We start from the raw sequence: 15,495 nt of genomic DNA on the forward strand, positions 1-15,495 counted from the left end.
CGCCTAACATACCACAATTAGCCCCCATCAGCGGGAGCATTTTGTCGTCTCGGGGGCAGGAGTCTCAAGAGGCTTGGTTCTCAAGCGGTGCCAGGCGCTCAACGCCAACAGATACAGGGTTGCCACCACAAACGCCAGCACAGTTCCCCAGGCAATGCCGAGCAGCGGATAGAGCCAGCTCACCGCAATCACATAACACATGAGCGACCCCAGGCCTCTGGGATAATGCTTGATAATGGTTTGCGCCTGCGGCGCGCCATAGGCCAGATGAATGATCAACAGAAAAGGATAAAGCGTAATGGGGAAAGCGGCCAGAATACCGGCCTGAGCCGGCGTCAACAGTTTGGCCGCTGCCGTGACCAACAGCACTATCATGGCGGCCGCCGCAGCCCTAAGCAGCAATACCAGCGGGCTGAGTCGAACGGGCTTGGCTACTGTAGCGTCCGGTATTTTGGCAAGCACCAAGCCCACAAGCACTATCGCCAGCAGCAGCGCCAGGCTTCCGCCGAGGAGATTAAGATTCAACAGACTCAGAAGATAGCCACTGAGGCCAAAGGCCAGCAATCCCAGCCCTGACCCCAGCAGTGCCACCAAAGGCAGTGGCCGCTCGCCACCGAGACGAATACCCAGGGCATAACCACAAATCAGCAGCAACGAAGCGATAAAACCGGACAAGGCGGCGGTGGCACTGGCCGCGGCAAAGGGCTCACCCAATTCAATGCCGATAAAAAACAGCGCGATAGCTGTACCCAGTGGATAGCCGGACAAAATACCAGCCACTCTGGGGCTGACCCGCTCAGCCACCAGCGACAGGCCCACCACGGCTATGATGGCGGTAGCTATTTTGGCGAGTAACAGGCTATCCATCTCCCTTCTCCCGACACTAGAGCAGACGCCTGGCCTGCCAATACTTTTGCTTCCAGTAGCTGTTATCCAGCGATGAGATCATCACCCCCTGACTGGTAGAGGCATGCATAAACTCATTGTTGCCTACGTAGATCCCCACATGGCGGCTACTCCAGCCAGTCTTGAAGAACAGGAGATCGCCGACCTTGAGCTGACTTTTCTTGACCGCAAACCCCAGCTTGCGCTGTTCATCCACGGTGCGCGGCAGGATGATTTCGCTCAAACGCCGGTAAGTCAGGCTGACAAAGCCCGAACAGTCGACACCTCGCTTGCTCATGCCTCCCAAACGATAGGGAACCCCATGCCATTCTCGCTGCATCGTCAGCAGCCGCTGCTGTGACAGGGGCGCTTGCTCAGAGCGCTTGGCTTCGGACTCTGTGCCGTCTTGGGGCTTAGCCACAGTAGCCGGAGCGGAAACAGGATCGGGACGACCGGAACAGCCACTCAGGGCGCCCAACAACAGGAATGTCGCCAATATCTGCCACAGCTGCATGCTCGTTCCAACTCAGATGCCATTGAAGAACCCCTAATGTGCAATAAGCCGCCGATATTTGCAAAAATCGAGTAAATGCCCGAGTCTAACTGAAGCGGGTTATCGCAAAGGAGGCTATATGAGTGACAGGCAAATACCGCCGTTTTACGCCGGCTCGAGGGAATATTCCAGTAAGGATGGCCGACAACGGATCCAGAAGCTGGAACCGCGTTTCGATGATGTCGGCGGCATTCCGGTTGCCAGGGCCATTCCCCAGAAAGCCAGGCGCCTGATAGGCCCTTGGTGCTTTCTCGACCATATTGGCCCGGCATCTTCAGGCCCCTTGATGGATGTAGGCCCCCATCCGCACATAGGTTTGCAAACCTTCACCTGGATGCTGGCCGGCGAAATACTGCACCGCGACAGCTTGGGAAGTCAGCAACTTATCCGCCCTGGACAAGTCAACCTGATGACCGCCGGCCACGGCATTGCCCATACCGAAGAAGCGCAGCCGGGGCATACTGAGTTACATGCGGCCCAGCTCTGGATTGCCCTTCCCGAAGCCCACAAAGATACCCAGCCCAGATTCGATCACTATGCCGACTTGCCTCGTTGGACCGAAGCCGGGGTCGACTTCACCCTGCTGATAGGTCAGTGGTTACAGCGCAAGTCTCCGGCAGTACATTTCTCTCCCATCATAGGTTTGGATCTCTTGAGCCATGATTCCGCCTTATTGAGTCTGCCTTTGGATCCCAATTTCGAGTATGGCCTGATGCCACTCGAAGGCTGCATGCAAGTTGATGGTGAGCCCTTTGCCCAAGACACTTTGGCCTATCTTGGATTGAATCGCACCGAGGTTAGTCTGGAATTGGCGCCCGAAAGTCGGATTTTACTGCTTGGCGGTACGCCGCTGGGAGAAGCCATCACCATCTGGTGGAATTTTGTTGGTCACTGCAAGGCTGAAATTACCGCGGCTCAAGCGCAATGGCTGGCCGAAGATCCCCGCTTCGCAGCCGTGCCCGGCTACCGGGGTAAACGCCTGTTACCCCCGCGATCCCCTGGTAATCAATCTTTTGGCTCAAGGATGGGCACTCTATGATGCTTGAATTCACACCTCAGTCCCAATTGTCGGCCTCAATGGCCACGGCCGCAGACACAGCTTTTATCCAAAAAGTCTTCAACTCCTGCCGCAGTTATTTTCTGCATCTGGGCCTACCCGAGGAGATGGCTCAGGTGCTGTTGTTACAACAGTTTCAGCTGCAACAAGCCTGGTTCCAGAATCACTATCCCAATGCCATTACCCAAATACTCCGGGTGCAAGAGCAAGCGGCAGGAATACTCACCCTAAACACGGGTACTGAAGCACTGCATATTCTGGATATGGCTTTGTTACCTGAGTATCGGGGACAAGGCCTGGGCAGCGAATTGCTGAACGCCATTCAATCTCTGGCCCAGCTAAAGCAACTGGCGGTATCCCTGATGGTCGCCAGGGACAATCCGCAAGCGAAAAAACTGTACTTGAACAAAGGCTTTGTTACCCAGGATGTTACCGAGACTCACGAATTGATGTACTGGCACTGCCACTAAGTACCAGCTGCTGGCCTGCAAAGATACAACTTACCTCCCTCCGCAATTCTCTGCCAACCACCCAATCAAAGTTAAAATCCAGTAACCAACTTGTTATTTCCAGACTTGTGTACCAGTGTTTATGGAGACCTGTCACTGCCTCGCAGCGACACCTCTAGGTAAATGGACATCATCAAGAGGGCTTGCTCAAGCCAAGCCTTCATTTTCAAGGAGTGAATATCATGGCAGACAACTTTATCGGCGAAATTCGTATGGTGGGCTTCAACTATGCTCCGCCAGGTTGGGCACTGTGCGACGGACAGACAATAAGCATTGCCAGTAATACGGCTTTATTCTCTTTATTGGGCACTATGTATGGCGGTGATGGAGTAAGCACTTTTAAGCTGCCGGATCTTCGCGGCCGGGTACCCGTCAGCTTTGGCCAGAGTCCAGGCACCAGTTTATACAACCAAGGGCAGATGCTTGGAGCCGAGGATACCAATCTGACAACAGCCCAGTTGCCCGCCCATAACCACGCCATTGACTCAAACCAGATCAATGCCAGTGTCAGCCCACTGGCATCCACCGGCAGCGGCACCACTGATGAGCCTGGTCCCAATACGGTACCGGCAAAGATTGCCAGCGGTCTCAATGCGCTGGAAGCATACAGCACCACGGCGAACACCAGTATGCAACCGTCACCAGTCAGCTTGGATGGCAACACAAACACAACGGGCAACAGTGACACTGTCGACTTGCGCCAGCCGTTAACCGTGGTGAACTTCATCATTGCCTTACAAGGCATTTACCCTCCCAGAACATAAAGCATCACAATCAACGGCAGTTGGAAGTGTGCTTTCCTGCTGCCGTTGAATTGCTCAAGCTAACACCGGACTATTCAGGGCTGCCAAAACCATGAACTCTTTAATACGGATATTAAGCCTGGTGACATTGTTGCTGTTGCCATTTGTACAAGCAAAGAGCGTCACAGAACCAGGGACAAAGGCTGAGCTCATCTTGGTCGATGCCACAATCTCTCAATATCAAACCTTGCTGGAACAGGCATCTACCACGGCCCTCACCTCTAGACCCATTACCGAACTGACCGAACTCAACGCCTTGATAGCCCAAGACAAGAAGTACTCGGGTTTACACTTGATCACTCACGGTAAAAGCGGCGAAATACTGTTGGCAGGCCACAAGTTGGCGCCGCGGGAACTGGCCACCCAGTTGGATCAACTGCTACTACCGGGTGCCCCCCTCTATCTGTACGCCTGCAACTTGGCTCAGGATCCAAAGGGCCAAGCCTTTGTCGATAATCTGGCCTCGATTTTAGCCCGGCCCGTATTGGCCTCAACCAACGCCACAGGCAACAAGCGTCTTGGCGGTGATTGGCAACTCGAATACTCCACATCCTCGGCCATTGCAGCCAGGACATTGTTTTCCGGTGACGTGAGAGGATTTAATACGCTATTGTCCAACACAGCTTACGAATTCTCCGACGGTGATGCGGTTACCCTCACCAATGCCGCCTCAGCACTCGCCAATGACAGCACCTTTACCCTGGAAATGTGGGCCAATTTTTCCAGCACCTCAGGCATCATCAATCTGATGGATATTACCGGCTCACTCGATGCCGGTGGTTTTATCATATATAACAATACAATGACGGTTGATCTGAGCGGCGACTTCAGCTCTTTGACCCAAAGTAATCCAATCACTATTTCAACCAATGTCTGGTATCACTTTGCTTTTGTCTTCAACAACGGCCAGTGGGATTTTTATCTGGATGGCCAAGCCACAGGTATTGGTGTTGCCGACATGGGTGGCAACAACACAGTGCCGGATTATCAAGCGGCAAACGTCAACAACCTGGTCGCCGGTCTTCAAAATCATGGTTCGGTAAACAACTTTACCGGCAAAATAGATGACATCCGCCTTTGGAGCACGGCGCGGACTCAAACCGAAATTCAAAATAACCGCCAGCTCGAGCTGGCGGGCAATGAAACCGGCTTGATTGGCTACTGGAAACTCAATGAAACCAGCGGCACAGTTGTCAATGACAGCCAAACCAATGGTTCCATACTCCAGGGAAGCAGCAGTGGTGTTACATTGGGTGTCACTGGCGCCTTCAGCGGTAATCAAAGCCCAACAGATATCTCGCTTTCCAACAACTCAGTCAGCCAAAGCGGCGGCAGCAATGCTGTGGTGGGCACCCTGACAACCACGGATGCCGATGTTGGTGACAGTTTCAGTTATGCCTTGATTGCCGGTAGTGGTGACACCAACAATAGCAGCTTCAATCTCAGTGGTGATTCCCTCAGGGCCAACAATGCCTCCACCTTGGTTGGCGGTAGTTATAGCATCCGGGTGCAGACGACAGATTCAGGCAATGCCACATTTGAAAAAGCCTTTAGCATCACAGTCGTGGATGACCTTGCTCCGGAAGTGACCGGCATGACTATCGATGGCTCACCCGCAGATACCGCAACCAGCATCAGTTACACAGTTAGTTTCAATGAATTGGCCAATAATATCTCGACCGACGACTTTAACCTGACCAACACTGGCTCTGCCGCAGGCAATATTGCGTCGGTATCCGCCAGCTCAGGCACCAGCGTTACTGTAACTATCAACAATATCAGCGGTAACGGTTCGCTGCGCCTGGATCTGAAAGCAGCAACCAACATCAGCGATGCTCAGGCCAACAGTGGGCCGGCAGCCTACACCTCTGGCGATGTTCATACTGTTGCCGTCCCGACTGTTCCCGGCGCCCCCATCATAGGCACGGCATCTGCCTTGGATGGCCAAGCCGTGGTCAACTTCTCGGCGCCGGCAAATGATGGTGGTTCTGCGATTACCTCATACCAAGTGACTTCATCTCCAGGCGGGATCACCGCCAGTGGCGCCAACTCGCCGATAGGGGTTGCAGGCCTGACCAACGGCACGAGTTATACCTTTACTGTGCAGGCCATCAATGCCGTGGGTACAAGCTCACCATCCGCACCATCCAACTCGGTAGTCCCAAAGGCAAACCAGACCATCAGCTTCAACAACCCGGGGGCGCAGGACTTTGGCACCACGCCAACCCTTGCGGCCACCGCCAGCTCAGGGCTGACGCCTGTGTTCAGCTCCACGACCACTGGGGTCTGTACCATCACGGCCTCCGGCACCTTAACCTTTGTCACCACGGGTAATTGCAGTATCGATGCCGACCAAGCCGGAGACGGCAGCTACAATGCGGCGCCCACAGAGACCCAGAGCTTTACGGTCAATGCCGTGGTGCCCGGAGCGCCCACATCGGTCAACGCCGTTGCCTCTGATGCCAGCGCCACAGTCAGTTTCAGTGCCCCGGCAAGTACCGGCGGCGCGGCGATCAGCGGCTATACCGTCACCTCAAGCCCGGGCGGCCTCACCGCCAGCGGCGCCGGTTCGCCACTGACAGTTAGCGGCCTGAGCAATGGCACCGACTATAGCTTTATTGTCAGCGCCAGCAACACAGCGGGTACGGGCCCGGCTTCAAGCCCCTCCAATACTGTGACCCCCAAGGCCAACCAGAGCATCAGCTTCAGCAACCCGGGGGCGCAGGACTTTGGCACCACGCCAATCCTTACCGCCACCACCAGCTCAGGGCTAACACCTGTGTTCAGCTCCACGACCACTGGGGTCTGTACCATCACATCCACTGGTACATTAGCCTTTGTCACTACTGGCATTTGCAGTATTGATGCCGACCAAGCCGGAGACAGCAGCTACAATGCGGCGCCAACCGTGACCCAGAGCTTTACGGTCAATGCCGTGGTGCCCGGCGCGCCTACGTCGGTCAACGCTGTTGCCTCTGATGCCAGCGCCACGGTCAGTTTCAGCGCCCCGGCAAGTACCGGCGGCGCGGCGATCAGCAGTTACACAGTCACCTCAAGCCCGGGAGGCCTCACCGCCAGCGGCGCCGGATCGCCACTGACAGTTAGCGGCCTGAGCAATGGCACCGACTACAGCTTTACTGTCAGCGCCAGCAACACAGCAGGCACGGGCCCGGCCTCGAGCCCCTCCAATACTGTGACCCCCAAGGCGAACCAGAGCATCAGCTTCAACAACCCGGGGGCGCAGAGTTTTGGCAGCGCGCCAACCCTTACGGCCACCGCCAGTTCAGGGCTGGCGCCTGTGTTCAGCTCCAGTACCACTGGAGTCTGTACCATCACAACTACCGGCACTCTCAGCTTTATCAGCGCCGGCAGTTGCAGCATTAACGCCGACCAAGCCGGGGACAGCGGCTACAATGCGGCGCCTACTGTGACACAGAGCTTTACAGTCAATGCTGTGGTGCCCGGCGCGCCGATGTCTGTCAGCGCTGTCGCGGCCGATGCCAGCGCCACGGTCAGCTTCAGCGCCCCGGCAAGTACCGGCGGCGCGGCGATCAGCAGTTACACAGTCACCTCAACCCCGGGTGGTTTCACCGCTAGCGGCACCGCCTCACCGCTGACAGTTAGCGGTCTGAGCAACGGCACCGGCTACAGTTTTACCGTCAGCGCCAGCAACATCGCAGGCATAGGCCCGGCCTCAAGCCCCTCCAATACTGTAACCCCGGAGCCGGATAACAAGGCCCCCAGTATTTCAGGTACTCCAGCCGGCAGCGTAGATCAGGATAGCTATTACAGCTTTATCCCCACGGCCACAGATCCGGATCAAGATCCTCTGACGTTCAGCATCAGCAACAAACCGGCCTGGGCCAGTTTCAACACGGCAAGCGGCGAGCTCAGTGGTACTCCACTGCGAGAGCATGTAGGCGTTAGTAACAACATCATTATCCGAGTGTCAGATGGTGCGCTCAGTACAGATTTGGCGCCCTTTAGTGTGGAAGTAAAGGCTGTCAATCAAGCGCCACAGGCCAACCACGACCGGATAACCCAGGCCTTCAGCCAGGAAAATATCTATTTACTCGATGTACTGGCCAACGACAGTGACCCAGATGACGATCCACTGACGATTGTGGATATCAGCACCAGCCTGGGCACTGCTACTGTACTGGGAGATAAGCTGCAACTGACAGTGCCGGAAAGCTTCAATGGTCAGGTGCGACTCAGCTACAGCATCACGGACGGAGAGTTTTATGTCAGTGCCAAGGTGAGCTTCAGCATAGAAGGCAGTAATCCAGAAGCCCCCGTCATCAATATCCCGGCCGATGTCACAGCCAACGCCACAGGTCTGTTTACCCGGGTAAACTTGGGTCGGGTCGGCGCCATCGACAGCGATGACAACCCCATTCCGGTATCCTTGTTGAACGGCTTCCCGTTTTTTGCTCCCGGCCAACATTTGGCTTACTGGAAAACCACAGATGGTAAGGGGGTAAGTGCCACAGCTTCGCAGTTGGTTACCGTGTACCCCAGGATTAACCTGGGAGCCTCGAAAACTGTCGCCAACTTCACTCGGGTGCAGGTGCCGGTTTTGCTCAACGGCTCGGTCCCCGAGTATCCGATGGAAATCCGCTACAGTGTCAGCGGCGATGCGATTGCGGGTCAAGACCATGATCTCGCAAGCGGAAGCCTGCTCTTGAATCAGGGAATGTCCACCAGCCTGGAGTTCAATGTTTTTGCCGACTTGACCACCGGGCAACAAAAATCGCTGACAATCACCCTGGACGACGGCCAAAACCCCGGACACAACGCCGCTACTGAAATACGCATCAGTAACAATAATCTGGCGCCCAACCTCAGCTTGAGCGCCAGTCAACAGGGTGAAATGCGCTCCAGTGTCAGCAGCTCGGATGGCTTGGTAACGGTAACGGCAGAAGTCGCTGACCCCAACCCGGCAGACAATATCAGCCTCAGTTGGTCCAGCGAGCCAGCTATGACAAACCTCTCGACCTCTGCAAACGAGTTCACCTTTGACCCCGCAACGCTGGCTCCAGGGATTATGACTCTGACATTGAACGCCATGGACGATGGTTCCCCCCAACTGGGAAGCAGCAAGAGTCTCAAGCTATTGCTGCTGGCACAGCTACCGGCTCTTGGGGAAACAGACGCCAACAACAACCGTTTACCGGATAGTGCCGAAGGCTATGGCGATCCGGACGGCAATGGTATTCCGGCCTATCTGCAGGGCGATCACCCTTGTAATGTAATCCCCGAACAGCTCAGCCGCCCCAATAGCTACCTGGCCGAGGCGCAACCCGGCATCTGCTCCCGTAAGGGGCTGCTAAGTCTACAGCGGCTGGATAACGGTATTGAGCTGGAAGATGGCTCAATGTTGCCAGATGACAGTGAAGGGAAAATTGTCGGAGGTTTATTCGACTTCGAACTCGAGGGCAGCGAGTATGGCGGCAGTGTCAGCATAGTGATCCCGCAAGTTCAGGCGATACCGGCACAAGCTCAATACCGTAAATATGTCGCTTCCGGCTGGCAGGAGTTTGTAACAGATGCCAACAACCAGATATTTAGCAGCGCGGGAGAACCCGGATATTGTCCACCAATGGGTGATGCCAGCTGGCAGAGTGGCCTTACTGAAGGTCATTGGTGTGTGCAACTGCTTATTCAGGATGGTGGCCCCAACGACGGTGACGGCCAAGCTAATGGCACCATAGTCGACCCGGGCGGCGTTGCCGTGAAGCTGTCAGCCAACCAAGCCCCCATAGCCCAGGCTGACAGCTTTAGTTTGCCATGGAATCAGCAACATCTGCTGGACGTACTGGCCAACGATAATGATGCCGATAACGACAGCCTCTATCTGGTGCAGGCCAGTGTCTCTATCGGTGAGATCAGTGTCAGTGACGACAAGCTCAGCCTGATGTACACGCCGCCGGAAGACTTTATCGGCAACGCACAGCTGAGTTATACCGTCAGCGACGGCATGGGTGGTACGGCAATGAGCCATGCCGAACTGGTTGTCTTTTACAACAGGGCTCCAGTGGTGAATGACAGCAGCGCCAGCACGGACGACAGGACGGCGATAGAGCTGGATGTATTGAGCACTGCCAGTGACCCGGATGGCGACAGCCTGACACTGGAAAGCGCTGTGGCTCAATCCGGTAGCGTTAGCATCACAACATCACAGACGCTGAGCTATCAACCTAAGACCGGCTTTGCGGGCACAGACATCATCAGCTTCAGTGTCAGTGATGGCAACGGCGCCTCGGCAACCGCTCAGGTAGTGGTGACGGTCACGGCCTATCAAGAGGTTGTGGTGGAAAACCGCTCTTCCGGCGGGGCCGTCGCCCCTTGGGCCTTGGCACTAATGCTGGTGATGGCGGGATTCAGGCGCTTAAGCCTGCGTTTGGCAAGCCTGCCGCTGTTGCTGCTACTGGCAATTGGGGTCAGTTTCAATGCCCAGGCGCGCTGGTCTGTGAACCTCAACTTGGGTTACAGCCATGCCCGCCTCTCGGAGTCGGATATCAACCAGGCCTTACCGGCAGAGATCAAACTGACGGAGTTGGGCAAAGATGATTTCGCCTGGTCTGTGGCGCTGAACTACCAGGCTAGTGATGCCTGGGCGCTGCAGTTTGGCTATCTTGATTTGGGCGAAACCTCACTCATGCTGGCCGGCAGCACTCTCGACCCACAGGCCTTGCAGCAATCACTTGCCAACCTTGGGCCGCAACTGGCCTCCGGGGTAACTGCCGGAGCCGAATACCGCTTTTGGCGATATCTCGACTGGTCTTTCAGCCTCAACGGCGGGATATTTGTCTGGGAGAGCGACTTCAGCAGCCAGTGGCAACAGCAAGAGTTGCGTTATGACGACTCTGGCGTCGACTTCTACTGGGGTCTGGGTGGCCAATATCAACTCTCCGAACAGTGGGCGATCAGAGCCGATTACCGTCGTTATATGTTGGACAGAAATCAGGTAGACGGTGTCTTTCTTGGTCTGGAGTTCTTTTTCTGAGTTTGGATTAGCGCAGGATTGGGCTTAAGCGATCCGCCAGGATGTAAGAAGACCGCCTGATGGCGGTCTTCTTATCGGTAGGCTTACCAGATCCTGACTCTGTCCTCTGGCGCCAGATAGAGCGCATCTGTGGGTTTTACATCGAAGGCGCTATACCAGGCATCCAGATTGCGCACAGTCAGGGCCCGGTAGTTGCCGGGAGCATGGCCATCGGTGGCAATACGTTGGCGCATGGCCTGATCTCGCATCTTGGTTGCCCAAGTTTGGGCATAACCGATAAAGAAACGTTGATCACCGCTAAAACCGGCAATAACGGGCGCCTCTTTGCCCTTGAGTGACGCCCGGTAAGCATCGTAAGCGGCAGCCAATCCGGCTACATCAGCGATATTCTCCCCCAGAGTCAGTTTGCCGTTGACATGCAAGTCGGGGAAAGGCGCATATTTGTCGAACTGCTTGGCCAGGGCATCCCCTTGGGCGGCGAAATGCTCAAAGTCCGCCTGAGTCCACCAATTGCGCATAGCGCCGCTGGAATCGAAAGCCGCACCATTATTATCAAAGCTGTGGCTGATCTCATGGCCGATGACCGCCCCTATGGCACCATAGTTATAGGCATCGTCGGCCGTGGCATCAAAAAACGGCGGTTGCAGTATCCCGGCCGGGAAGTTGAGCGCATTTTGCACCGGCAGGTTTACCGCATTGACTATCTGGGCGTTCATCCACCATTCCCCTTTATCTTGGGGCTTGCCTATTTTGGCCAATTGATGAGCGTATTCGGCCTGTTCACCGGCCACGGCATTGGCATAAGCACTCTGCCCCACCTGATAATGGCTGTAATCACGCCAATTATCCGGATAGCCCACACTCACCACCAGAGTATCGACCTTGGCCAGAGCTTCCTGTTTGGTGGCCGGTGCCAGCCAATCAATCGCCTCAACCCGGCCATGGAAGGCATCGACTATGTTATCCACCAACTCGCTGACCTTGGCCTTGGCCGACGCCGGGAAATAACGGCTCACATAGGCGCGGCCAACAGCATCTCCCAGATAATTATCCAACGCCTCCAAGGCGCGCTTATCGCGGCTACGTTGCATAGGCGTGCCTGACAAGGTCGTGCCATAGAAGGCAAAGTGCGCCTGATCCAGCGCCGAAGGCAAGACATCTGTGTGGCTATTGATCTGGTGGAACAGCAACCAATCTTGCCAACTCGCCAGCGGCTCGGAAGCTACCAAGGCCGAGAGTGCGCGGATGGCGGGGCCATGATAAGCGGCAAAGCGTGGCTGCTGGCCAAGTTGCGCGGCCTCAAAGAATGCCTGCCAGTCGATACCCGGGGCCTTGGTGTCAAAGTCAGCCCGGCTCCAAACTGCGGATGATTTGGCAAAGTCTTCACTGTCTTCACGGCTGACGTGGGCGGCGGCTATTTTCAGCTCCAGCGCGAATATTCGCTCGGCCCGTTCACCGGCATTGTCTATGCCGGCGGTTTGCAACAAGGTCTCGACATAGTGGCGATAAGCCTGCCGCAGTTGCTGCATCTTGGGATCGCCCGACAGATAGTATTCCCGCTCCGGCAATCCCAGCCCGCCCTGCAACAGATAGGGCAATACCTCTCCCGGAGTCGCCAGCCCTTGGGTGACAAATACCCCCAGCAGATTCTCAGTGTGATAGTCGGTGGCATTGAGCGGGTCAACATCGGCCCGTAAACTGGCTCCCAAGGCCGCCGATAGCGCCTGTTTGGTTTTCAGGGCTGCTATCTGCTTTTGGTAATTCGCCAATGGCTGCAGGCCAGCTTTTTCGATGGCATCAGTATTGGTATAGGCCAGATAAAAATCGGCAATTCGCGCTTCATCACTACCGACAGCATAGGGCTTGGCCACCAGCTCAGCAATCAATTCGGCCTTGTGCTGCTCGGTCGATTCAAAAGCCACCAGAAAAGACCCAGTGGAGGCTCGGTCGGCAGGTATCTTGGTATCCCGCATCCATTGACCATTGGCGTAATTGTAGAAGTCATCTCCTGGTTTAATACTGGTATCCATGGCCGCCAGACTGATGCCTATATTGGCCTCTCCCTGACTGGAAGCCACAGACGGCACCTTGGTTGAAGCTGTATCTTGAGACTGGCAAGCGGCCAGGCCGCCGAGCAGGGCCGCGGCGGTAAACAGCGCGATGGCATTGGGCTTGAACATGCAAATTTCCTTGATCTTATTTATGGGGTTTCAGGCGTTTGATCTTCGAGTCTATCTCATTTCACCGCTTGGCGGCCAAGCAGAAAACTGTCACAAGATATGAGGCAGATTGCCCCCTGCGCACCCCTTAACCTCAAAAGCGTCTGAGGTAATTCCCACCCAAAAGGCGATAGGCAAAGGCGGATTTCTGGCTTATTGTGGAGAAGCTGTTCAACCTACTGTAGAAACCTCAAGCCAAGATGGCTTAACAAAGGAAATAACCATGAAATGGATTTCAACCACAACCTGGATCGGGTTAGCTGTCACGCTACTCTTTCTCTGCCTAACTCCCGTGATAATAGATGAAGTGCTTATTCGAGAAATGGGAATGAGCCAAAGCGGCGCTGAAAAGCTGCAGCTACTCTTCCTGAGTGCCTTTATCGTACTGTGCCTCTGTTTGTTTACTTTCCGTCGTTATCAAAAACTGACGCTGACCATGGCAATCATTGCCAGCCTTCCCTTTATTCCCTGGAGTATATTTTTCCTCGATGGCCTGGGGAACGATATGAAGCGTTATCGCTTCCGTAACCTGCAAAAGAGCGACCCTGAGAAGGTGAAGCAGCATCATACAGTGTTTAAATATGCCGATATTACCGGGGGCACAGCAATCATGATGGCTATAGGCGTACTCATGATGGGCTTCGGGTCGGCGGTAGGGGGCTTTATGGCTTTCGCCGCTTTATTCGCCATGATCAAATACCAGATCAAAAAATCCGGCTACCTGTTTGCCATAGTCAATGAAGGGATCTCCTTCTCACCCGACTCCAGTGGCAAACAGTTTTACTTGTTACCCTTAGATAAAATCACCCTGGGTTATCAGGACAGCAGCAAGTTGACGTTCAAGGTTAGAGACGAGCAAGGGGTCAGTCATGAACTGAGAATTCTTTATGGCATGATAGATAAATCGCAGCGCGATGAAGCCCAACAGCAATTACTGGCTTGCCTGGAACCTCAGGACTCGAAAGCACCGACACAAGCGGAAAGCCTTTAGCCTTGAGTAAAATGGCGCCTCGGCAATGACATTGAAGCCGCCGCAGACAACAAAAAAGCGCCCTTGGGCGCTTTTTTACAAGCTTGACTCAACGAGTCACAGCTTAACGCATAGTAACAAACTCTTCTGCGCCCGTTGGATGGATAGCGACTACGGCATCAAAGTCAGCCTTGGTGGCGCCCATCTTGATGGCAACGCCAAAGCCCTGAAGGATTTCATCCATGCCAAAGCCGATACCATGGATCCCGACGACTTTTTCATCGGCGCCGGCACAAACCAGCTTCATCTTACAAGCCTGACGGTGCGCAGTAACCGCAGTGTACATGGAGGTAAAGGATGAAGTGTAGACCTTCACCAGATCCTCACCGAAGCGCTCTTTGGCCTCAGGCTCTGTCAGCCCCATGGTGCCAATTGGCGGGTGGCTGAAGACCACAGTCGGGATGCAGTCATAGTCCATCTTGGCATCCGGCATGGCGCCAAAGAGACGCTCTGACAGCAAGCGACCCGCCTTGACGGCAACCGGTGTCAGCTCTACTCCGCCCGCCATGATGTCACCGACACAGTAAACCCCTTTGGCGCTGGTGTTTTGCTGGGCATCGGTTATCACATATCCCTTGGGATCCAACTGCACATCGGTATTTTCAAGGCCGATATTGCCTGTGGCCGGTGCCCGACCTATGGCCCAGATCAGGCAGTCCACTGTGTACTCGTCAGCGTTTTCCAGCACCAGAGTCAGGCTGCCATCGGCATTTTTACGCACTTCCTTGGGAATGCTCTGGGTATGCAGCGAAGGCCCTTCGCTGGCCATGGACTCCATCAGTGTTTCATAGAGCATGGGGTCAAAGTTACGCAGCGGCGCATGTTTGCGTACAAACAGATGGGTTTCACTGCCCAGGGCATGCAATACACCGGCAATTTCCACCGCGATATAACCGGCACCCACGACAGCTACCCGCTTGGGCTGTTCACGCAGGGCAAAGAAACCGTCCGAGTCTATGCCATGTTCTGCCCCGGGAATGTCGGGAATGCTGGGCGCGCCACCGGTCGCGATCAGAATATGCTCGGCACTGTAGTGTTCGCCGTCGACCTCAATGGTGTGGTTATCAACAAAGCGGCCATAGCCGTTAACCACAGTGACCTTGTTGTTGGCCAGACCGCGCTCATAGGAGCCATGGATCCGTTCGATATAGGCTTCACGACTGGCCACCAGGGTGTTCCAGTCAAACTGGTTGACGCTGACATCAAAACCATAATCTTTGGCATAGAGATGCATGGCTTCGGCCACTTGGGCGCCATACCACATGACCTTCTTGGGCACACAGCCGACGTTGACGCAGGTACCACCCAGGTGTTTGGCTTCAATCAGCAACACCTTGGCGCCACGCATGGCGGCCCTGTTGGCTGACGCAATACCACCGCTGCCCGCACCCAGGCAGATATAGTCAAAATGTTGTGCCATGTTTATCTCC

9 protein-coding genes are annotated in these 15,495 nt (G+C 55.1%); 5 read left to right on the plus strand and 4 right to left on the minus strand.

The genetic code is table 11. The features are described from left to right. Positions 1-27 precede the first annotated feature (27 nt). Entirely contained in the window at positions 28-867 is an 840-nt protein-coding gene (locus tag ACWAU4_RS21735) for a hypothetical protein (RefSeq protein WP_181316374.1), read from the minus strand. 16 nt (positions 868-883) lie between these two features. Then, entirely contained in the window at positions 884-1,399 is a 516-nt protein-coding gene (locus ACWAU4_RS21740) for an NlpC/P60 family protein (RefSeq protein WP_208125294.1), read from the minus strand. 118 nt (positions 1,400-1,517) lie between these two features. Between ACWAU4_RS21740 and ACWAU4_RS21745 the strand changes: the two genes are divergently transcribed. From ACWAU4_RS21745 to ACWAU4_RS21760, 4 genes are all read left to right on the plus strand, one after another. After that, positions 1,518-2,477, plus strand: a complete 960-nt coding sequence (locus tag ACWAU4_RS21745) for a pirin family protein (RefSeq protein ID WP_025890132.1) — start codon at positions 1,518-1,520, stop codon at positions 2,475-2,477. After that, positions 2,474-2,965: a GNAT family N-acetyltransferase gene (locus ACWAU4_RS21750; RefSeq protein WP_208123973.1), complete on the plus strand. Its 492-nt coding sequence runs from the start codon at positions 2,474-2,476 to the stop codon at positions 2,963-2,965. Before ACWAU4_RS21745 ends, ACWAU4_RS21750 begins: the two co-directional genes overlap by 4 nt. Positions 2,966-3,186: 221 nt before the next feature. Further along, positions 3,187-3,768 carry a phage tail protein gene (locus ACWAU4_RS21755; RefSeq protein ID WP_208125295.1) on the plus strand — a complete coding sequence of 194 codons (582 nt, stop codon included), beginning with the start codon at positions 3,187-3,189 and terminating at the stop codon, positions 3,766-3,768. Between the two features lie 91 nt (positions 3,769-3,859). Next, positions 3,860-10,816, plus strand: a complete 6,957-nt coding sequence (locus ACWAU4_RS21760; RefSeq protein WP_208125296.1) for an Ig-like domain-containing protein — start codon at positions 3,860-3,862, stop codon at positions 10,814-10,816. An 83-nt stretch (positions 10,817-10,899) separates the two neighbouring features. Here ACWAU4_RS21760 and ACWAU4_RS21765 read toward each other — a convergent pair whose 3' ends face one another. Then, positions 10,900-12,996 carry a M13 family metallopeptidase gene (locus ACWAU4_RS21765; protein ID WP_208125297.1) on the minus strand — a complete coding sequence of 699 codons (2,097 nt, stop codon included), beginning with the start codon at positions 12,994-12,996 and terminating at the stop codon, positions 10,900-10,902. Positions 12,997-13,258: 262 nt separating this feature from the next. Here ACWAU4_RS21765 and ACWAU4_RS21770 point away from each other — a divergent pair, with 262 nt between their 5' ends. Further along, entirely contained in the window at positions 13,259-14,026 is a 768-nt protein-coding gene (locus ACWAU4_RS21770; protein ID WP_208125298.1) for a hypothetical protein, read from the plus strand. A 103-nt stretch (positions 14,027-14,129) separates the two neighbouring features. On the opposite strand, the gene gorA is transcribed toward ACWAU4_RS21770, so the two are convergent. Next, on the minus strand, positions 14,130-15,485 hold the full coding sequence (gorA, locus tag ACWAU4_RS21775; RefSeq protein WP_208148044.1) for a glutathione-disulfide reductase: 1,356 nt from the start codon (positions 15,483-15,485) through the stop codon (positions 14,130-14,132). Positions 15,486-15,495: the final 10 nt, after the last annotated feature.

Source organism: Shewanella sp. FeAMO, assembly GCF_053653955.1.